The 21,437-nt window shown below is 75.2% G+C and carries 12 protein-coding genes; 10 read left to right on the forward strand and 2 right to left on the reverse strand.

The annotated features are described in order from the left end of the window. The first annotated feature begins 63 nt into the window (after positions 1 to 63). Positions 64 to 1,242 (forward strand): adenylyltransferase/sulfurtransferase MoeZ, encoded by a 1,179-nt coding sequence (moeZ, locus tag ACIQ9P_RS13385; protein ID WP_402354436.1) that lies wholly within the window; start codon positions 64 to 66, stop codon positions 1,240 to 1,242. 106 nt (positions 1,243 to 1,348) lie between these two features. On the opposite strand, the gene ACIQ9P_RS13390 is transcribed toward moeZ, so the two are convergent. Then, the gene (locus tag ACIQ9P_RS13390) at positions 1,349 to 4,093 is read right to left on the reverse strand and encodes a flippase-like domain-containing protein (protein WP_402354439.1); all 2,745 of its coding nucleotides are present in this window, start codon (positions 4,091 to 4,093) and stop codon (positions 1,349 to 1,351) included. 134 nt (positions 4,094 to 4,227) lie between these two features. Between ACIQ9P_RS13390 and ACIQ9P_RS13395 the strand changes: the two genes are divergently transcribed. The 4 genes from ACIQ9P_RS13395 (at position 4,228) to ACIQ9P_RS13410 (ending at position 13,011) form a co-directional block, all read left to right on the forward strand. Beyond that, complete coding sequence (locus ACIQ9P_RS13395) at positions 4,228 to 4,575, forward strand: MGMT family protein (RefSeq protein ID WP_402354442.1); 348 nt, start codon at positions 4,228 to 4,230, stop codon at positions 4,573 to 4,575. 147 nt (positions 4,576 to 4,722) lie between these two features. After that, positions 4,723 to 8,154, forward strand: a complete 3,432-nt coding sequence (locus ACIQ9P_RS13400; protein WP_402354445.1) for an ATP-dependent helicase — start codon at positions 4,723 to 4,725, stop codon at positions 8,152 to 8,154. 146 nt (positions 8,155 to 8,300) lie between these two features. After that, complete coding sequence (locus ACIQ9P_RS13405; protein ID WP_402354447.1) at positions 8,301 to 11,549, forward strand: UvrD-helicase domain-containing protein; 3,249 nt, start codon at positions 8,301 to 8,303, stop codon at positions 11,547 to 11,549. A gap of 190 nt (positions 11,550 to 11,739) precedes the next feature. Beyond that, positions 11,740 to 13,011: a PP2C family protein-serine/threonine phosphatase gene (locus tag ACIQ9P_RS13410; protein WP_402354450.1), complete on the forward strand. Its 1,272-nt coding sequence runs from the start codon at positions 11,740 to 11,742 to the stop codon at positions 13,009 to 13,011. A 24-nt stretch (positions 13,012 to 13,035) separates the two neighbouring features. Here ACIQ9P_RS13410 and ACIQ9P_RS13415 read toward each other — a convergent pair whose 3' ends face one another. Continuing rightward, entirely contained in the window at positions 13,036 to 14,007 is a 972-nt protein-coding gene (locus ACIQ9P_RS13415; RefSeq protein ID WP_402354453.1) for an endonuclease/exonuclease/phosphatase family protein, read from the reverse strand. Between the two features lie 185 nt (positions 14,008 to 14,192). On the opposite strand from ACIQ9P_RS13415, the gene ACIQ9P_RS13420 reads away from it, so the two are divergent. From ACIQ9P_RS13420 to nudC, 5 genes are all read left to right on the forward strand, one after another. Beyond that, positions 14,193 to 14,840 carry a PadR family transcriptional regulator gene (locus ACIQ9P_RS13420; protein ID WP_402354456.1) on the forward strand — a complete coding sequence of 216 codons (648 nt, stop codon included), beginning with the start codon at positions 14,193 to 14,195 and terminating at the stop codon, positions 14,838 to 14,840. Between the two features lie 113 nt (positions 14,841 to 14,953). Then, positions 14,954 to 15,724 carry an ABC transporter ATP-binding protein gene (locus ACIQ9P_RS13425; protein WP_402354459.1) on the forward strand — a complete coding sequence of 257 codons (771 nt, stop codon included), beginning with the start codon at positions 14,954 to 14,956 and terminating at the stop codon, positions 15,722 to 15,724. Beyond that, positions 15,721 to 18,597: an FtsX-like permease family protein gene (locus ACIQ9P_RS13430; RefSeq protein WP_402354462.1), complete on the forward strand. Its 2,877-nt coding sequence runs from the start codon at positions 15,721 to 15,723 to the stop codon at positions 18,595 to 18,597. The genes ACIQ9P_RS13425 and ACIQ9P_RS13430 overlap by 4 nt, the downstream gene beginning before the upstream one ends. Positions 18,598 to 18,759: 162 nt before the next feature. Continuing rightward, on the forward strand, positions 18,760 to 20,172 hold the full coding sequence (locus ACIQ9P_RS13435; protein WP_402354465.1) for a dipeptidase: 1,413 nt from the start codon (positions 18,760 to 18,762) through the stop codon (positions 20,170 to 20,172). 90 nt (positions 20,173 to 20,262) lie between these two features. Next, complete coding sequence (nudC, locus tag ACIQ9P_RS13440; RefSeq protein ID WP_402354468.1) at positions 20,263 to 21,213, forward strand: NAD(+) diphosphatase; 951 nt, start codon at positions 20,263 to 20,265, stop codon at positions 21,211 to 21,213. Positions 21,214 to 21,437: the final 224 nt, after the last annotated feature.

Raw genomic sequence — 21,437 nt, forward strand, 5'->3', positions numbered from 1 at the left:
GGCGGAGCAGAGCCCCCTAGAGGTTGGCCCCGGCCACCCGAACCGACGAGCAACGGAGACCCCGTGTCGCTGCCACCCCTGGTCGAGCCGGCCGACGAGCTCACCGTCGACGAGGTCCGCAGGTACTCCCGCCACCTGATCATCCCGGACGTGGGCATGGCCGGGCAGAAGCGGCTGAAGAACGCCAAGGTGCTGTGTGTCGGCGCCGGCGGTCTGGGCTCGCCCGCGCTGATGTACCTGGCCGCGGCCGGCGTCGGGACGCTGGGGATCGTCGAGTTCGACGTCGTCGACGAGTCGAACCTGCAGCGGCAGATCATCCACGGCCAGTCGGACATCGGCCGCTCGAAGGGCGAGTCGGCGCGTGACTCGGTCAAGGAGATCAACCCCTACGTCGAGGTGATCCTGCACGACGAGCGCCTCGACAACTCCAATGTCATGGAGATCTTCTCCGGCTACGACCTGATCGTGGACGGCACCGACAACTTCGCCACCCGCTACCTGGTCAACGACGCCGCGGTGCTGCTCGGCAAGCCGTACGTGTGGGGCTCGATCTACCGCTTCGACGGCCAGGCGAGCGTGTTCTGGGCCGAGCACGGCCCCTGCTACCGCTGCCTCTACCCGGAGGCGCCGCCGCCGGGCATGGTCCCGTCCTGCGCCGAGGGCGGCGTGCTGGGCGTGCTGTGCGCGTCGATCGGCTCGATCCAGGTCACCGAGGCGATCAAGCTGCTGGCCGGGGTCGGCGACCCGCTGGTCGGCCGACTGATGATCTACGACGCCCTGGAGATGAACTACCGCCAGGTGAAGGTCCGCAAGGACCCGAACTGCGCGCTCTGCGGCGAGAACCCGACCGTCACCGAGCTCATCGACTACGAGGCGTTCTGCGGCGTCGTGTCCGAGGAGGCGCAGGCCGCGGCCGCCGGTTCGACGATCACCTCGAAGCAGCTCAAGCAGTGGCAGGACGACGAGGAGGACATCTTCCTGATCGACGTCCGCGAGCCCGGCGAGTACGAGATCGTCAGCATCCCCGGCGCGGTGCTGATCCCGAAGAACGAGTTCCTGATGGGCAACGCGCTGGAGCAGCTTCCGCAGGACCGGAAGATCGTGCTGCACTGCAAGTCGGGCGTCCGCTCGGCCGAGGTGCTGGCCGTGGTGAAGTCTGCGGGCTTCTCCAACGCCGTCCACCTGGGCGGCGGCGTGCTCGGCTGGGTGAACCAGATCGAGCCGCACAAGCCGGTGTACTGACCGCACCGCGCACCACCGAGCACCGCGAAGGGCCCGCTCCGGCGGGCCCTTCCGCGCGTTCGGAGTTCCTTCCGGAGCCCCTTTCCGGGGCTCTGTTCCGGAAGGGCTAGAGCGCGCCCCGGCGCTGGAGCACGTTGTACGAGATCCAGCCCGGCATCACCGGCAGCCAGAAGGTGAGTGCCCGGTAGAGGAAGACCGCCGGGGTGGCGACGGTGGCCGGTACGTCGGCGAAGGTGAGCGCGCCGATCAGGGCGACCTCGACCGGGCCGATGCCGCCCGGGGTGGGGATGGCGGAGCCGGCCGCGTTGGCGGTCAGGAAGACCACGGCGACCGCCGAGAAGGAGATCGAGCCGCCGAAAGCCTGCACCGAGGCGTCCAGGCAGGCGGTGAACGACAGGGTCAGCAGCAGGATGCCGCCGAAGCCGGTGACCAGCTTGCTGGGTGTCTGCATCAGGTCGAGCATCCGCGGCACCACGCCGAAGAACAGCGAGCGCAGCCGGTTCAGCACGAACCGCCGCAGCGGGGCGACCGCCGCCACCACCAGCGCCAGCACGGCCGCGCCCAGCACGCCGATGATCACCGCGCGGGAGGCGGAGAGGTCGCCGTTGGTCTGGCTGCCGGTGATCAGACCGAAGCTGAACAGCAGCAGCAGGTGCCCGGTCAGGCCGGCCAGCTGGGAGGCGCCGACCGAGGCGACCGCCTGGCCGGGACGGATGCCCGCCTTCTGCAGGTAACGGGTGTTCAGCGCGATGCCGCCGATCGCGGCCGGGGCGACCAGCTTCACGAAGGAGCCGGCGATCTGGGCGGCCACGGTCCGCCGGAACGGCAGCTTCTCCGGGACGAAGCCGGTCAGGCTCATCGCCGCGGCCACGTAGGAGAAGCTCGCCGCGGCGAGCGCCACCGTCGCCCAGGCCCAGTCCATCTGGGAGAGCTTGAGCTGGGCCGGCTTGACGGTGGTCAGCGTCAGGTAGGCGGCGAAGGTGAGCGCGATCACCATGATCAGGCTCTTCGGCTTGAGCCGCTCCAGCCTGGCCGGCTCCATCGGGGCCTCGGGCGCGATCTGCAGGATCTGACCGCGGATCCGGCTGAGCAGGTCCTCCCCGGCGACCGCGATGTCCTCCTCGGCCTGTTCCTGGGTGCGCTCGCCGGCGGCGACCTGCTCCAGCGCCTTGGCCTGGGCCGCGGTCTTGCGCTCCTTGCTGAGCTTCTTCAGGTCGACCCGGGTCGAGCGGCTCATCCCGACCGGCTGGAGCAGCGGCAGCGCCTGGGCCACCCGCTCGGCGCCGAGCACCGCGTTGGCGGTGGCGACCGTGCGTTCCGGGCCGATCCGCAGCGCGAAGGTGGTGAGCAGTTGGGCGACGTCGATGCGCAGGGTGAGGTCGGTGGCCGCGATGTCGCCGCCGGAGAGGTTGACCAGGCAGGCCGTCTTCCCGTCGACGACCAGCAGCGACTCGCCGGTCAGTCGGCGGTGGGCGATCCGGCGCTCGTGCAGGGCCGCGACCGACTCCCACAGCGAGGCCATCACCCGGTCGGTCACCTCCTCGTCGGTGAGGTCGTCCAGGGTGCGGCCCTCGACGTTCTCGTAGACCAGGATCGCGGCGTCCGGGCCGAGCTCGGAGGTGGCGACCAGTTGCGGGGCGCGGGCACCGGAGGCGGCGGCCGCGTAGGCGATCAGTGCCTCCTGCTCCAGCGCCTGGCGCAGCGACTGCGGGCTGCGCCGCACGGCCACCGAACGCAGCCGCAGCCGGCGCCAGGCCCGGTAGAAGAAGCCGGAAGCCTGCTGCTCGCGGTCGACGATGTGGACGTCCAGCGGCGGGCCGCTCTGCTGGGCGACCAGGTAGCGGCGGGTGCCGCCGGGGGCGTCGGGGGCGCGGTGGGCGCTGGCCGGGGTGAAGCCGACCTTGCGCAGGCCGATCATCAGGTGCTGCCCGGTCGGCCGGATGTTCGGCGAGCCGATCGCGTAGAGGGTGCCGTAGGCGACGGACCAGCCGATCAGCACGGTGAGCAGCAGGGACAGCGGGGTGGTGTAGCCGCCGAGCAGCTCGGTGATGCCGCTGAAGACGACCACCACCCACAGGGCGACCCGCCAGCGCGGTCTGCTCGACATGCCGACCGCCGTCATGTAGGCGATCACCGGGGCGAGGTAGCCGTGCACCGGATCGGTGAGGGTGCCGACGGAGTCCAGCGGGAAGCGGGTGAGGGCGTCCCGGATGTGGTCGGAGGCGCCCTCGGCGACCCACCAGTCGATGCCCAGCGAGACCCCGTAGGCCAGGACCGAGGCGAGCACGCCGTCGGCGACCCGCAGCCCGTCGCGCTTGATCAGCCGCTCGACCGCGAAGGCGAGCGGCACGGCCAGCACCGCGACGTTGGAGACCAGGCCGGTGATGGTGGACAGCACCGGGGAGAAGCGGGGCGCGTTCTCGGCGATGTCGATCTCGATGCCGGTGGTGGTCGAGGTCGCCACGCCGGCGAGCACGAACAGCGCGACGATGCCGAAGACGCCGGCCAGGAAGCGGATGAGGTCCGAGGGGCGGTGCGCGCGGGCGGCGAGCAGCGGTTCGTCGACGTCCAGGTGCGGGGTGTCGTCCAGCTGGTCGGGCCCGGGTTCCGGGGCCGGTGTGCCGTCGGTCACGGCGTCCGGTCCGGGGTCGGTCGCGGGCTGCCGGCTGGGTACGGCGGCGGGCGCCCCGGTCGCGGGGCCGGCCGACTGGGGGCTCTTGATCGTCCGGTCCTTGGTCAGGGAGACGTCCGGCGACGGCGCGGCGGCGGGCTGTCCGCCGCGACCTGCGGGCATGCTGTCGGAGGACTCGTCGGAGCCCTCGTCCACACCCACGTCAGCCGTCCCGGTCATCTGGTCTTGTCCTCGTATCACCACTCACCGCCCCGAAGATGGTGGCATGCCTCGGCGCCCCGCGCTGGACAGGGGCCGGATCGGGCGCGGCGGATCGTTCGCACGGGCCCCGCCGTCCGGCCGGATGCGGAAGAATGCCGCAGGTGACGGACGCCCCCGACGAGGCCGGCCACGGCGAGCTGCCTCCCTTCGCCGAACTCGTGCTCGACCTGACCGAGCGGATTCCACCCGGCCGGGTGATGACCTACGGGGACATCGCCGAGTACCTCGGCCAGGGCGGGCCCCGGCAGGTCGGCCGGGTGATGGCCCTGTACGGCGGCGCCGTGCCCTGGTGGCGGGTGGTCCGCGCCGACGGCCGGCTGCTGCCCGGCCACGAGCACCGCGCCCTGGGCCACTACGGCGACGAGGGCACCCCGCTGCGGGAGCTCGCCGACCCGCCCCGGGTCGACCTGCGGCGGGCCCGCTGGGACGGCGGGGCGTAGGCGCTCCGGTGCGGCGGGGGCGGTCCCGGATCGGGCGGAATCACGTGCGCGGACGGGAATGACGGGGCAGGATCGTAGGCTCGATGTACGGCGGGCCCCTCGGCGGGACCCGCCCGCACTTGCCCGAGCACGACCCCCAGGACGTCCGTGAGCTCCCCCTACCGTCTGGTGCGCAGCCCCCTCGTACCGCCCGTCCCGCCCGAACTCGACGCCTACCAGCGCGCCGTGGTCGAGCACACCGGCGGTCCGCTGCTGGTGCTCGCGGGACCGGGCACGGGCAAGACCACGACGCTGGTCGAGGCCGTCGCCCGGCGGATCGAGAGCGGCACCGACCCCGAGCGGATCCTCGTCCTCACCTTCAGCCGCAAGGCCGCCGTGGAGCTCCGCGACCGGATGGCCGGCCGGCTCTCCGCCACCGTCGCCGGCGCCCGGGCCGCCGCCCCGCAGGCCACCACCTTCCACTCCTTCTGCTACGCCCTGCTCCGCGCCCACCAGGACCCGGCCGACTACGCCGAGCCGCTGCGGCTGCTCTCCGGCCCCGAGCAGGACGTCATGGTCCGCGAGCTGCTCGCGGGAGGTGCCGAGGACGCCCGGCGCGGCCGGTCCCGGATCGCCTGGCCGCTCGACCTGCGGGCCTGCCTCACCACCCGCGGCTTCGCCGACGAGGTCCGCGCCGTCCTCGCCCGCAGCCGCGAGCTCGGGCTGGGCGAGGCCGAGCTGGCCCGTTTCGCCGAGGGCGTGCGGCGCCCCGACTGGGCCGCCGCCGCGCACTTCCTCGCCGACTACCTCGACGTGCTCGACCTGCGCGGTGTGCTCGACTACGCCGAGCTGGTGCACCGCGCCGTGCTGCTCGCCGAGCGCCCCGAGGTCGAGCGGAGCCTGCGCGAGCGCTACGACGCGGTCTTCGTCGACGAGTACCAGGACACCGACCCGGCCCAGGTCCGGCTGCTGCGGCGGCTGGCCGGCGGCGGGCGCGAGCTGATCGCCGTCGGGGACCCGGACCAGTCCATCTACGCGTTCCGCGGCGCCGACATCAACGGCATCCTGGAGTTCCCGCAGACCTTCCGGCACGCCGACGGCCGCCCGGCCGAGGTCAAGGTGCTGCGGGTGTCCCGCCGTTCCGGCGCGGTGCTGCTCGCCGCCGCCCGCGAGCTCGCCCGGCGGATGCCGATGGGCCGGCTGCCCAGCGACAAGCTGGCCCAGCACCGCGCCCCGCTGCCCGCGCGGGAGGGCGGCCGGGTCGAGGTCCGCACCTATCCGACCCCCGGCGCCGAACTGGACTCGGTCGCCGACCTGCTGCGCCGGGCCCATCTGGAGGACGGCGTGCCGTGGGGCGAGATGGCGGTGCTGGTCCGGGCCGGTGCCCGGTCCATCCCCGGGGTGCGGCGGGCGCTCGGCGCGGCCGGGGTGCCGCTGGAGATCGACGGTGACGACCTGCCGCTGCGCGAGGAGCCGGCCGTCGCCCAGCTGCTGCTGGCGCTGCGGGTCTGCGCCGAGCAGGCCGTCCGCGACCGGCGGGACGGCGCCGAGGACGACGCGGCCGGCCCCGGTACGCCCGACCCGCTCACCACCGAGCTCGCGCACGCCCTGCTCACCGGGCCGCTCGGTGGCCTGGACGGCGCCGACCTGCGCCGCCTCGGCCGCACCCTGCGCGAGGAGGAGCGCGCCGCGTTGCGCGCCGAGGCCGCACGGCGGGCCCGGGACGCCGAGCGGGCCCGCGCCGCCGCCGGGAGCGATGCCCCGGACGCCGGGGACGCCGCCGTGCCGCCCGCCGCCGTCCCCCGCCCGGCCGACGAGCTGGTCCGCGAGGCCCTCGCCGAACCCGAGCGCCTCGTCGTCCTGGACACCCCCTACGCCCGCCGCGCCCACGCCCTCGGCACCCTGCTGCGCAAGGTCCGGGAGGCCCTCGCCGGCGGCTGCACCGCCGAGGACGCCCTCTGGCAGCTGTGGGAGGGCTCCCGCCGCTGGCGCGAACGCCTGGAACGCGCCGCCCTGCGCGGCGGCGCCGGCGGCCGCAACGCCGACCGGGACCTCGACGCCGTCTGCGCCCTCTTCGAGACCGCCGCCCGCGCCGAGGAGCAGGTCACCGGCCACCGCGGCGCGCTCGACCTGCTCGCCGAGCTGGAGGCCCAGGACATCGCGGCGGACACCCTCACCGTGCGGGCCGTGCGCCCGGAGGCGGTCCGGCTGATGACCGCCCACCGCGCCAAGGGCCTGGAGTGGCGGCTCGTCGTCGTGGCCGGTGTCCAGGACGGCCTCTGGCCCGACCTGCGCCGCCGCGGCTCCCTCCTGGAGGCCGACCGGATCGGCCGCGACGGCCTCGCCGAACCCCTCACCCCGGCCGCTCTGCTCGCCGAGGAACGCCGCCTCTTCTACGTCGCCGCCACCCGGGCCAAGGACCGGCTGGTCGTCACCGCCGTCAAGGCCCCCGCCGACGACGGCGACCAGCCGTCCCGTTTCCTGCGCGAGCTCTACCGCGAGGAGGTCGACCCCCGGACCGGCCGGGTGCTGCGCCGCACCCCGGCCGTCACCGTCGAGGACGTCACCCACCGCCCGCGCCGCCCGCTCGCCGTGCCCGCCCTGGTCGCCGAGCTGCGCGCGGTCACCGTCGACCCCGCCCGCTCGCCCGAGCTGCGCCGCGCAGCCGCCGAGCGGCTCGCCACCCTCGCCCTCGCCACCGACGAGGAGGGCCGCCCGCTCGTCCCCGCCGCCCGCCCCGAGAGCTGGTGGGGCCTGGACGACCCCACCGCCGCTCCCGGCCCGCTGCGCGACGCCGCGCTGCCGGTGCGGCTGTCCGGCAGCGGCCTGGAGCAGTTGGAGAGCTGCTCGCTGCAGTGGTTCCTCGACAAGGAGGTCAAGGCCCACGGCACCTCATCCGCCGCGCAGGGCTTCGGCAACGTCGTGCACGCGCTCGCCGACGAGGTCGGCTCCGGCCGCACCCCCGCCGACCTCGCCGTCCTGATGGAACGCCTGGACACGGTGTGGGACGCGCTCGCCTTCGACGCGCCGTGGAAGTCCCAGCAGGAGAAGTCCGAGGCCCGCGACGCCCTGGAGCGCTTCCTCACCTGGCACGTGATGTCCCGCGGCCGTGACGTCGTCGCCACCGAGCACGGCTTCGACGTCACCCTGGACGCCGGCGGTGTCCAGGTGCGGATCCGCGGCTCGATGGACCGGGTCGAGAAGGACGAGGCCGGCCGCGCCTACGTGGTCGACTTCAAGACCGGCAAGCAGACGCCCACCGACAGGTCCATGCCCGACCACAAGCAGCTCGCCGTCTACCAGCTCGCCGTCCGCTCCGGCGCGCTCAACGGGCTGCCCGGCTTCGACGCGGCCGCCGCCGAGTCCGGTGGCGCCGAGTTGGTCCAGCTCCGCAAGCCCGACAAGGCCGTGCCCGAGGCGCCCAAGGTGCAGCGGCAGGACCCCCCCGACGGCGAGCCGTGGATCGAGAACCTGCTCGCCGACGCCGCCGGGCGGATCCTCGCCGAACGCTTCGTCCCGCAGACCGGCGGCGGCTGCGACCGCTGCACCTTCCGGCGCAGCTGCTCCGCCCAGCGCGACGGCGCCCAGCTGGTCGAGTAGCCCCGCGCCCGGCCGACCGGACCGTCCCGCCGCCCCGGCCGGGAGGCCCCGGGCCCGGGCGGCGGCGGCGCGGGGTGTCCCGCGCAACACGTGGCCGTCGCCACAGCGGGGCCCGGGCTGTCGGCGGCCCCCGTTACCGTTGCGTGGTGACCGCCGTGCTCAGCCATCCCGACCAGCTCAAGGAGCTGCTGGGCATCCCCTTCAACCGGGAGCAGACCGCGGCCATCGGCGCCCCGCTGCGGCCCGCCGTCATCGTCGCCGGCGCCGGTTCCGGCAAGACCACCGTGATGGCCGCCCGGGTGGTCTGGCTGGTCGGCTCCGGCGCCGTCCGCCCCGAGCAGGTCCTCGGCCTCACCTTCACCAACAAGGCCGCCGGCGAGCTCGCCGAGCGCGTCCGCGCCGCCCTGCGCCTGGCCGGGGTCGGGCAGCCCCCGGCGGACGGGGACCGGGGCGTCGGCCCCGAGGACGAGGACCTCGGTGAACCCGAGATCTCCACCTACCACGCCTTCGCCGGCCGCCTCCTCAAGGAGCACGGCCTGCGCATCGGCATCGAGCCCGACGTGCGGCTGCTCGCCGACGCCACCCGCTTCCAGCTCGCCGCCAAGGTGCTGCGCACCGCCCGGGGCCCGTTCCCCGCCCTCACCGGCACCTTCACCGGCCTGGTCGCCGACCTCACCGCCCTCGACGGCGAACTCGCCGAGCACCTCGTCACGCCCGAGCGGCTGCGCGCCCACGACGAGGACCTGCTCGACGCCCTGGCCGGCGTCCGGCTCAGCAACGAGGACCTGCGGGCGGTGCCCACCACCGCCCGGGCCCGGCTGGAACTGCTGCGCCTGGTCGAGGACTACCGGCGCCGCAAGAGCGCCGCCGGGCTGATGGACTTCGGCGACCAGATCGCCGCCGCCGCCCGGCTCGCCCAGCAGCGTCCGGAGGTCGGCGCCCTGCTGCGGGACCAGTACCGGGTGGTCCTGCTGGACGAGTACCAGGACACCTCCGTCGCCCAGCGGCTGATGCTGGCCGGTCTGTTCGGCGCCGGCCCGGACGGCCCCGCCCCCGGCCACCCCGTCACCGCCGTCGGCGACCCCTGCCAGGCCATCTACGGCTGGCGCGGCGCCTCCGTCGCCAACCTCGACGACTTCCCGCGCCACTTCCCCGCCGTCGACGGCACCCCGGCCGACCGGTACGCGCTCAGCGAGAACCGCCGCAGCGGCGGCCGGCTGCTCGCGCTCGCCAACGGGCTCGCCGCGCCGCTGCGCGCCATGCACGAGGGCGTCGAGGCGCTCCGCCCCGCCCCCGGCGCCGAACTCGACGGCCGGGTGCGGGCCGCGCTGCTGCCCACCCACGCCGAGGAGATCGACTGGCTCGCCGACGGGATCGCCCACCTGGTGCGCACCGGCACCGCGCCCGGCCGGATCGCCGTGCTGTGCCGGGGCGGCGCGGCCTTCCCCGACGTGCACGCCGCGCTGGTCGCCCGCGAGGTGCCGGTCGAGGTGGTCGGCCTCGGCGGGCTGCTGCACCTGCCCGAGGTCGCCGACCTGGTCGCGGTGTGCGAGGTGCTCCAGGACCCGACCGCCAACGCCGCGCTGGTCCGGCTGCTGATCGGCCCGCGCTGGCGGATCGGCCCGCGCGACCTCGCCCTGCTCGGCCGGCGCGCCGCCGAACTCGTCCGCACCGCGCGCCCCGAGGGGGTGGAGCCGCTCGCCGCCGCCGTCGCCGAGACCGACCCCACCGAGGTGGTCTCGCTCGCCGACGCCCTGGAGAGCTTCCTCGACGGCGACGAACCGGAGGACCCGGACGCCCCGGCGTTCTCCGCCGAGGCCCGGATCCGCTTCGCCCGGCTCGCCCGCGAACTGCGGGAGCTGCGCCGCTCGCTCGCCGAACCGCTGATGGACGTGCTGCACCGGGTGCTCGCCGTCACCGGTCTGGAGGTCGAACTCGCCGCCTCGCCGCACGCGCTCGCGGCCCGCCGCCGGGAGACCCTGCACGCCTTCCTCGACGTCGCCGCCTCCTTCTCCGACCTCGACGGCGACCCGGGCCTCGCCGCCTTCCTCGGCTTCCTGCGCGCCGCCCAGGAGCACGACCGGGGCCTGGACGCCGGTCTGCCCGGCGGCGAGGACACCGTCAAGGTCCTCACCGCGCACAAGTCCAAGGGCCTGGAGTGGGACGTCGTCGCCGTCCCCGGCCTGGTCAAGGGAGCCTTCCCGTCCTCGACCCCGCGCGAGCGCTGGACCAGCGCCAAGCGGGTCCTGCCGCACGTCCTGCGCGGCGACGCCGCCACCCTGCCCGATCCGCGGGGCGGCTGGAACGCGAAGGCCATGAAGGAGTTCAGGGCGGCCCTGGCCGAGCACTCCGCCACCGAGGAACTGCGCCTCGGTTACGTCGCCTTCACCCGCCCCCGGGCGCTGCTGCTCGCCTCCGGCCACTGGTGGGGGCCGAGCCAGAAGACCCCGCGCGGCCCCTCCGACTTCCTGGAGCAGCTGCGCGAGCACGCCGAACTCCCCGGCAACGGCGAGATCGAGATCTGGGCCGAGCCGCCCGCGGAGGGCGCCGAGAACCCGGCCCTCGCCGCGCCGGTCGAACGCCCCTGGCCGCTGCCGCTGGACCCGGCGGCCCAGCACGCCCGCCGCCGGGTCGCCGAGGTCGTGCACCGGCGCCTGGCCGGGCAGCCCGCCCCCGAGGCCGGGCCGATGGCCCCCGAGGACCGCCGGCTGGTCGAGTCCTGGGACCGCGACCTCACCGCGCTGGTCGGCGAGTTGGAGCGCTCCCGGGGCCGGGTGCGGGAGGTGCCGCTGCCGGCCTCGCTCTCCGCGACCCAGCTGCTGCGGCTGGCCGCCGACCCGGACGGCTTCGCGCACGACCTCGCCCGGCCGATGCCCCGCCCGCCGCAGCCCGCCGCCCGGCGCGGCACCCGTTTCCACGCCTGGGTGCAGTCGCGGATCGAGCCGCTGATGCTGATCGGCCCGGGAGCGCTGCCCGGCGCCGACGACGACGGCATCGAGGACGAGCAGGACCTGGAGCGGCTCAAGGAGGCGTTCCTGCGCAGCCCGTACGCCGACCGCGCCCCGCTGCGGGTGGAGGCGCCGTTCCAGCTGGTGCTGGCGGGCCGGGTGGTGCGCGGCCGGATCGACGCGGTCTACCGTGACGGTGACGGCGGGTCAGAAATGGGCGGCGCGTCACGCTACGAAGTGGTGGACTGGAAGACGCACCGCGAGGAGACCGCCGACCCGCTCCAACTCGCGGTGTACCGGCTGGCGTGGGCCGAACAGGCCGGCGTTCCGCCGGAGCAGGTCACGGCCTCGTTCCTGTACGTCCGGAGCGGCCGGGTCGAACAACCCGCAGGACTTCCCGACCGAAAAGAGTTGGAACGGCTCCTGATCGGGAACAGTGAAGAATGAGTCACAGAGAGCATTCAAGTCATCACGGCATCGGGCGAAACCTGTGCGTAGTGCACGTTTCGCGCCTATTGTGGGGTCGGTAACCGGTCAACCCCCGTGCTCCGGCCGCCAGCGAGGCCCGTATTCCCTAACCCTCAGTCATCACCGCAGGTGTCCTCGGGCATCCGCGTCTTCTGCTGGAGAACCGAAGTTGAGCGCGACCGGATGGATCAGAGAACGGTTCGCCGGGCCGACCCCGGGAACCGCACCCGGCGCGACCGGCACCTGGCCGAGGACGGCACTGTCGCTGCCGTTCATCGGCATGGCGCTGGTCGTCGTCCTCGACTACTTCACCGACGCCGCGGTGACCGTCGAACCGGCGCTCACCGCCGTCCCCGCGCTGGCCGCCGTGGTCAGCCGGCGCACCTGGTACCCCCTCGCCATCGGCGCCTGCACCGAGGTCGCCGCCTTCGTCATGGCCGTCCACAACGACGTCCTGGGCGAGTCCGTGCACAGCGCCACCGTCTTCGCCATCGTCCTCGTCGCCGTGATCAGCTGGGTCAGCGCCACCCTGAGGCTGCGCCAGGAGCGCCTCCTCGCCGACGCCCAGCTCGTCGCCTCCATCGCCCGGCGGGTCCTGCTGCGTCCGGTCCCCGACCGGGTCGGCACCGTCCGCGCCGCCGTCCACTACGCCGCCGCCGCCGCCCACGCCCGGATCGGCGGCGACCTCTACGAAGTCGTCAACACCCGGCACGGCGTGCGCGCCGTCGTCGGCGACGTGCGCGGCAAGGGCCTCGGCGCGGTCGAGACCGCCGCCGCCGTGCTCGGCGCCTTCCGCGAGGCCGCCCACCAGGAGGCGGCCCTCGACAAGGTCGCCGGCTGGCTCGCCGACAGCCTCGACCGCGCCCTGCACGAGAACGACCACCCCGGCGTCGAGGAGGAGTTCGTCACCCTCGTCCTGATCGGCGTCGGCCCCGACGGCACCGCCGAGATCGTCAACTGCGGCCACCCCGCCCCGCTGCTGCTGCGGGGCGGCGAGGCCGTCCGCCCGCTCGAACTCACCGAGACGGTGCCCCCGCTCGGTGTCCTCGACCCCGTCGACGTCCGGCCCCCGGTCCACCGGGTCCCGCTCCGCCCCGGCGACCGGGTCCTGCTCTTCACGGACGGCGTCATCGAGGCCCGCGACCGGGCCGGCGTCTTCTACCCGCTCGCCGAACGCTTCCCCCGGCACGCCGACGGCGGACCGGTCGAGGTGCTGCGCCGCCTGCACGAGGACGTCGTGCGCCACGTCGGGCGCCAGCTCGGCGACGACGCCGCCATGCTGCTGCTCCAGTACGACCCGCCGCCGGTCGCCGACCGGCCGGCCACCGTCACCGCCGCCGCGACCGCGCCGGTCCCGGCCGACTCCGGTGGGCAGCCCGCCCCGCCGGCTCCGCGCGCCCCGTCCGTCCCGCAGCAGAACGCGCACCTCACCCGGCAGTGAGCCGGCCGCCCGGCCGGCCCCTCCCTACAGCGTCACCGGGACCACCAGCGGGCGGTGGTCCGACACCGCCGCGCGCGGCGCCGTCGCCGGGCCCACCGCCGTCCGCGGCACCCCCACCGCCAGCACGTGGTCGAACTGCACCGTCGGCCGGTGCGAGGGGTAGGTGGGCGTCCGCGCCAGGTCGTACCAGCCCTGGAGCCGCGCCCGCGGTTCCCGCACCCGCCGCCGGCGCGGCTCCACCAGCGCCGGGCGGGCCCGCCGGGCCGCCCGCAGCTCCCGCACCCGGGCCCGGGGCGCCGACCGCTCCAGCGCGCTCGCCCCGCCCAGGACCGTGCGCGGCACCGCGCCGACCAGGTTGAAGTCCCCCAGTACCAGGTACGGCTGCGGCAGGTCGGCGATCCACCGGCGGATCGCCGCCAGCTGCGCCATGTTCCAGCCCGGGACGAACGACAGGTGCGCCGCGACCACCGTGAACGGCCCCTGCCCGCCCTCCAGCACCGCCGCCAGCGCCGCCCGCGGCTCGTCCGGAACGGGCGTCAGCCCGCGCCGTCCGGCCACCCGCAGCGGGAGCCCGAACGGCGCCGGGGCGAACCGGCGGGCCCGCCAGTGCAGCACCGGCAGCCGGGTCAGCAGCGCGGTGCCGTAGGCGGGCGGGGCCTGCCCGCCGAGGTCGGACGGCCCGTACACCCGGATCCCGGGCGGCGCCGAGGGTTCCGGCAGCCAGCCGGCCACCGGCGCGGGGCGGCCGTGCAGGGCCGCGGCGAAGCGCCAGTCGGTGGCGCCCATCGCGGCGGCGGCGACGGCGGCCTGGTCGGTGCCGCCGGAGCGGGCCTGGTGGCGGTCCACCTCCTGGAGCGCCAGCACGTCGGCGTCGAGCGCGGCCACCGCCTCCGCGAGCGGCCCCCCGGGGTCGGGCGGGAAGGGCTGCGGGGCGCCGTCGGGCGCCAGCGGTCGGCCGTGCAACAGGTTGAAGGTGGCGATGCGCAACTGGCTCACGCCGTACGACGTTACCGGTCGCCGCCGGTCCGCCCGCGTCGGCTCCCGTCCCGGGGCCCGGATCCGGCGGCTGTCCTGGGGCGCTGCCGGGGTGCTTGCCGTGGTGCTGTTCGGGGGTGTTGTCCGGGGTGCGCCCCTTCGGTCCCGGCTTGACCCGTCGAGCATACCGGGTATACATACTCGGTATGTCCATTCGCCACGGCCTGCTCGCCCTGCTCGACCAGGGGCCGCGTTACGGCTACCAGCTGAGAACCGAGTTCGAGGCGCGCACCGGCGCCACCTGGCCGCTGAACGTCGGCCAGGTCTACACCACGCTGGCCCGACTGGAGCGCGACGGCCTGGTCGTCCCCGCCGGGGAGGACGAGGAGGGACACCAGTTCTACGAGGCCACCGACGCCGGCCGGGCCGAACTGCGGACCTGGTTCGACACCCCGGTGCCGCGCACCAACCCGCCCCGGGACGAACTCGCGATCAAGCTCGCCATGGCCGTCACCGTCCCCGGTGTCGACGTGCCCGCCGTCGTCCAGGGCCAGCGCCGGCACAGCATCAAGGCGCTCCAGGACTACACCCGGCTCAAGGCCCGGGCCCTGGCCGGCGAGAGCCGGCCCGGCGGGTCCGGACAGCCCGGCTCCGACCTCGCCTGGCTGCTCGTCCTCGAACAGCTGATCTTCCAGACCGAGGCCGAGGTCCGCTGGCTCGACCACTGCGAGACCCGGCTCGCCACGCACGCGGAGGCGGAGCAGGCCCGCGCGGCCGAGAGCCGCACCGCCGGGGCGGGTGACGGCCCGGCGGCCGCGCCCGCCCGCTTCGGCCGCCGCCGCAGCAGGACCTGACACCCGGCCGGCCCGCACCGCCGGCCGGCGCCGGAACCCGACCGGCCCGAAACCCGAACCACCGGCCCGACCGCCGCCACCGCGCGACGGGCCCCACCACAGCAGGGGGAACCGTGTCCCACACCGATCCGACCAGGAACGGCGCCGCCGTCCTGCACCTGGACAACGTCACCCGTGTCCACGGCCAGGGCGCCGCCGAGGTCCAGGCGCTGCGCGGCGTCGACCTCAAGGTCCGCCCCGGCGAGTTCGTCGCCGTCATGGGCCCGTCCGGCTCCGGCAAGTCCACCCTGCTCACCCTCGCCGGCGGCCTCGACACCCCCAGCACCGGCCAGGTCCTGGTCGAGGGCGTCGCCCTCGGCGGCCTCAACCGCAAGCGGCTCGCCGAGGTCCGCCGCCGCTCCATCGGCTACGTCTTCCAGGACTACAACCTGATACCGGCCCTCACCGCCGCCGAGAACATCTCGCTGCCGCGCGAGCTCGACGGCGTCTCCGCCCGTGCCGCCCGCCGCGAGGCCCTGGTCGCGCTGGAGGAGCTCGGCATCCCCGAACTCGCCGACCGCTTCCCCGACGACATGTCCGGCGGCCAGCAGCAGCGTGTCGCCATCGCCCGCGCCCTCATCGGCGACCGCCGCCTCGTCCTCGCCGACGAGCCCACCGGCGCCCTCGACTCCACCACCGGCGAGTCCGTGCTCGCCGTCCTGCGCGCCCGCTGCGACGCCGGCGCCGCCGCCATGATGGTCACCCACGAGGCCCGGCACGCCGCCTGGGCCGACCGGGTCGTCTTCCTCCGCGACGGCCGCATGGTCGACGAGAGCGCCAGCCAGGACGCCGGCAGCCTCCTCGTCGCCGCCGCCACCAACGCGAAGGGCCCGGTGGCGGAGTGAAGCTCGGTTCCTGGCGGGTCGCCCTGCGCATCGCCCGCCGCGACGCCCTGCGCGCCAAGGGCCGCAGTGCCCTCGTCGTCGCCATGGTCGCCCTGCCCGTGCTCGGCGTCGCCGGCGCCGACGTCGTCTTCCGCAGCGCCGAGCTCGACCCGGCCGAGAAGGTCGTCCGCACCATGGGCCAGTCCGCCGCCGACCTGCGGATCCTGGACCGCGGCACCGTCGTCCTCCAGGCCCCCGACCCCGAGGAGGACTTCCGGAGCACCGACGCCGGGGAGACGAAGAAGGAGAACGGGCAGCCCGCCTACACCCCCGAGCAGCGGCTCAGCCTCGACACCGAGCCCGCCGACCTCGCCCGCCGGCTCCTGCCCGGCGCCACCCTGGTGCCGTACCGCGAGGGCCCCTTCATCGCCACCACCACCGCCGAGGGCCTCACCAACGTCCGGATCACCGAGGCCGACATCGCGGACCCGGTCTGGCGCGGCCGCTACAACATCGTCAAGGGCCGCGCCCCCGGCGCCGACCACGAGGTCGCCGTCAGCCAGGAGTTCCTCGACACCTCCGGGCTGAGGATCGGCGACCGCACCGCGCCCCGCGGCCTCGAAGCCGCCCCGTACACCATCACCGGCGTGGCCGAGTACCCGGGCGAACTGCGCTCCGCCGTGCTGTTCGCCCGCCCCGGCTCCCTGATCGACAAGCTGCCCGGGGGCTCCCCGCTCCGCGGCGGCGGCAGCTCGGTGAGCGAAGGGGTCAGCCACTGGCTGGTCAAGCTCCCGGCCGGGGCCGGCCTGGACTGGCCCAAGGTGATGGAGCTCAACAAGTACGGCTTCCTGGCCTCCTCGCGCGCCGTGCTGCTCGACCCGCCGGCCCGCTCCGAGGTGCCGTTCTACGCCTACCTGGACAGCCGCGGCAGCGGCAGCTCCACCCCCTTCTTCGACCGGACGGCCGTGGTCGTCCTCGGCACCGTGGTCGGCATGGCCCTGCTGGAGATCGTCCTGCTGGCCGGTCCCGCCTTCGCCGTCGGCGCCCGCCGCTCCCGCCGCCAGCTCGGCCTGCTCGCCGCAGGCGGCGGTGACCGCGCCCAGGTGCGGGCCGTCGTCCTCGGCGGCGGTGTCGTGCTCGGCCTCACCGGCGCCGTCGTCGGCCTGGCCGGCGGCATCGGCCTCGTCGCGCTGTTCCGCGGCCGCGCCGAGGCGGCCGCCGGCGAGCGCTTCGGCCACTTCGACCTGCAGCCGCTCGACCTGCTCGGCATCCTCCTGATCGGCCTCGTCACCGGGCTGCTCGCCGCCGTCGTGCCCGCCGTCCAGGCGTCCCGGCAGGATGTCGTCGCCGCCCTCACCGGGCGCGACACCCTCAAGCCGCCCAGCCGCAAGCTCGCCCTGCTCGGCCTGCTGATGCTCGGCGGCGGCTCCGCCCTCGCCCTGCTCGGCTCCACCGGCGGCTTCGGCGGCCGCTCCCTCTCCGTGCTCGGCGGCTCCGTGATCGCCGAACTCGGCATGGTCGCCCTCACCCCCTACCTGGTCGGCCTGTTCGGCCGGATCGGCCGCTGGCTGCCGCTCGGCCCCCGCCTCGCCCTGCGCGACTCCGTCCGCCACCGCGGCCGTACCGCCCCCGCCGTCGCCGCCGTCATGGCCGCCGTCGCCGGCAGCGTCGCCGTCGGTGTCTACGTCGCCAGCAGCGACGAGCAGCACCGCCGCGAGTACGTGGCCTCCGGACCGGCCAACGCCGTCATCCTGGCCAGCGGCTGGGGCGCCTCCGCGGACGGCTCGATGCTCGCCCAGCAGCGCGGCGCCGTGCAGAACTCCGTCCCCGGCCTCGGCGTCCGTGCCGACGTCCAGCGGGTCAACTACCTCGGCGACTGCCGGGCCGGCGGCAGCAGCTGCGGCCACGTCTCGCTGGCCCTGCCCGAGGAGCGGCAATGCCCGATCTGGGGCAAGAACCGGCGCAGCCTCACCTCGGAGGAGATCGACCGGCTCGGCCGTGAGGACCCGCGCTGCAAGGAGGACCGGATCAGCCGGGGCAACAGCTTCGGCGCCGTCCAGGTCGGCGATGCCAGCCTGCTGCGCAACCTCTACAGCGTCACCGACCCGGCCTTCGGACAGGCGGTCGCCGACGGCAGGGCCGTCGTCTTCGACGAGCGCTACCTCAAGGACGGCAAGGTCTCCCTCGACCTCACCGAGCCCTACCCGGACGGGCCGATGGACGCGAACTTCGAGCCCGCCGTGCGCACCGTCACCGTCGACGCCGTGCTCGCCGCCGGAGACACCGCCCTCGGCGGAACCGCCGTGGTCGGCGCCGACACCGTCCGCCGCCTCGGCCTGACCAGCAGCGACGCCGGCTCCGTCTGGCTGCCCGACACCGCGCCCACCGACGGCAGCGAGCAGCGGGCCCGCGCCGCCCTCGCCAAGCTGTCCGACGGCGTCGAGTTCGACGTCGAACGCGGCTACCGGTCCCCGGGCGACCTGATCAGCCTCGGGCTCACCGCGTTCGCCGGTCTCGTCGCCCTCGGCGCCGCCGGCATCGCCACCGGCCTCGCGGCCGCCGACTCCCAGCGCGACCTCACCACCCTCGCCGCCGTCGGCGCCGCGCCCCGGATCCGGCGCACCCTCTCCGGCTTCCAGTGCGGGGTCATCGCCGCCATGGGCGCCCTGCTCGGAGCGGTCGCGGGCGTCGTGCCCGCCGTCGCCCTGCGCAAGGTCGAGGCGGCCTCGGCGACCTATCCCGGGATGAGCCTCCAGGAGGAGGCGGCCAAGGGCGTCCTGGTGTTCCCCTGGCTCAACATCGGGGTCACCGTGATCGTGCTGCCGCTGCTCGCGGTCGGGCTGGCCGCGCTGCTCACCCGCTCGCGGATCTCGCTGCTGCGCCGCTCCGGCTGATCCGGGCGGGGGCGGCCCGCTCCCGCCGCACCGGTCGACCCGTCACCCCCGGCCACCGCCCCTCGGGCGGGCCCGGGGGTGACGGACGTTACAGGCCCCGCGGCGGCCACCCGGTGGGACCGGGGCCGTTGCGGGGTGCCCGGGCGAACTAAAGTCGTCCGTATGACGAAAACCCCGGACAGCGTCGTCCGCTCCTTCATCGACCAGCACCAGGCCGGCTTCCTCGCGGACCTCGCCGACTGGCTGCGCATCCCCTCGGTGTCCGCCGACCCCGACCGGGCCGCGGACGTGCGGCGCTCCGCCGAGTGGCTGGCCGCCAAGCTGCGCGACACCGGCTTCCCGGTGGCCGAGGTGTGGGAGACGGACGGCCTGCCGGCGGTCTTCGCCGAGTGGTCCTCCGGGGACCCGTCCGCGCCGACCGTGCTCGTCTACGGGCACCACGACGTGCAGCCCGCCGCCCGTGAGGACGGCTGGGCGACCGACCCGTTCGAGCCGACCGTGGTCGGCAACCGGCTGTACGCCCGCGGCGCCGCCGACGACAAGGGCCAGGTCTTCTTCCACACCCTCGGGGTGCGGGCCCACCTGGCCGCCACCGGCCGCACCGCGCCGGCCGTCAACCTCAAGCTGCTGGTCGAGGGCGAGGAGGAGTCCGGTTCGCCGCACTTCGCCGAGCTGGTCCGCCGCGAGGCCGACCGGCTGGCCGCCGACGTCGTCGTCATCTCGGACACCGGCATGTGGTCCGAGACCACGCCGACCGTCTGCACCGGCATGCGCGGCCTCGCGGACGCCCAGATCGACCTGTTCGGGCCGGACACCGACATCCACTCCGGCTCCTTCGGCGGTGCCGTGCCCAACCCGGCCGCCGTCGCCGCCGAGCTGGCCGCCGGTCTGCACGACGCCGACCACCGGGTCGCCGTGCCCGGCTTCTACGACGGCGTGGTCGAGCTGACCGACCGCGAGCGGGAGCTCTTCGCCGAGCTGCCCTTCGACGAGGCCGCCTGGCTGAAGGTCGCGAAGTCGTACGGCACCCGCGGCGAGGCCGGCTACTCCACCCTGGAGCGGATCTGGGCCCGCCCGACCGCCGAGGTCAACGGCATCTGGGGCGGCTACACCGGCCCCGGCGGCAAGACCATCGTGCCCTCCTCGGCCCATCTGAAGCTGTCCTTCCGGCTGGTCGCCGGGCAGGAGGTCGAGAAGGTCCGCGAGGCCGTCCGCACCTGGGTGGCCGACCGGGTGCCCGAGGGCATCAGGTACGAGCTGGTCTTCCCGGGCGCGACCAGGCCCTGTCTGACCCCGCTCGACCACCCGGCCCTGCAGTCCACCGTCCGGGCCATGGGCCGGGCCTTCGAGCAGCGGATCCTGTTCACCCGCGAGGGTGGTTCCGGCCCCGCCGCCGACCTCCAGGACGTGCTCGGCGCGCCGGTGCTGTTCCTCGGCATCTCGGTGCCCTCGGACGGCTGGCACTCGGTCGACGAGAAGGTGGAGCTGGACCTGCTGGCCAAGGGCGTCGAGACCGCCGCCTACCTGTGGGCCGACCTCGCCGAGACCTGGCGGCCCGGCGGCGGGCAGGAGTGAATCGGCAGCGCGCGGCCGGGGCGGCGGGACCCGCCCGCCGCCCCGCCCGCGCGGCGCACCCGACCCGTCCGGAAGACTCATCACGTGGGGATGGAACAGTTGAGCACCGTGCCTGAGACCGAACACCCGTTGCACCTGGCGCTGGCCCGGGCCGGGGTGGACCGGGCGGCCCAGCACCGGCTGGACGAGCCCTGGCTGGCGGCGGCGTGGAGCCACCCGTCCACCAAGGTGCTGCCGATCGCCGGCGGCGAGGCGTTCGTGGTGGACAGCGGGCAGGGGACCGAGCTGGTCCTGCTGCCCTCCTTCGAGGCACCGCAGACCGGCGACCGGTACTTCCTCGGCACCGACGAGGACGGCGTCTCCTACTTCGCGCTGGCGGGCGAGAGCCTGCCGGGCCGGCTGGACGGCGACGCCCGTCCGGCCGGACTGCGCGAGGTCGGCGCGCTGCTCTCGGACCGGGACGCCGGGCTGCTGGTGCACGCCGTCGCGCTGGAGCACTGGCACCGGCTGCACAGCTTCTGTTCGCGCTGCGGCCACCCGACCGAGAAGGCCGGCGCCGGGCACGTGCGGCGCTGCACCTCCTGCGCGGCCGAGCACTACCCGCGCACCGACCCGGCGGTGATCATGATGATCACCGACGAGCAGGACCGCTGCCTGCTCGGCCGCCAGGCGCTGTGGCCCGAGGGCCGCTGGTCGACGCTGGCCGGCTTCGTCGAGCCGGGGGAGTCGATCGAGCAGGCGGTGGTGCGGGAGGTGTACGAGGAGGCCGGGGTGAAGGTCGCCGAGGTCTCCTACGTGGCCAGCCAGCCGTGGCCGTTCCCGTCCAGCCTGATGCTGGGCTTCCTGGGCCGGGCGCACCCGGACGGCACCGCGATCACCGTGGACGGCGAGGAGCTGGCCGAGGCGCGCTGGTTCTCCCGGGAGGAGCTGCGGGCGGGCATGGAGGCGGGGGAGATCCTGCCGCCGTCCGGGATCTCGATCGCCCGGCACCTGGTCGAACTCTGGTACGGCTCGCCGCTGCCGACGGCGGCCCGCTGGTAATTCCGGCGGTCGCGCCGACGGGTGGGCGGTTCGGAGCGTTCCAAGGATTGGGGGCGCGCGGAGTTGATTCGCGCGCCCCCAATTTGCATTCCGAACCCGTCTCCCCAGGATGTTCGTAACCGGAGCGGCCCTGTTCGGAAGGGCCCCGGCCCACCGGGTGGACGGCGTCACCGATCCCGGGCGACTTTGCCGCAAACGCCTGAAAGCCGCTCACCCGTCTCGCT

The organism is Kitasatospora sp. NPDC094019, from assembly GCF_044764505.1.
Lineage (GTDB): Bacteria > Actinomycetota > Actinomycetes > Streptomycetales > Streptomycetaceae > Kitasatospora.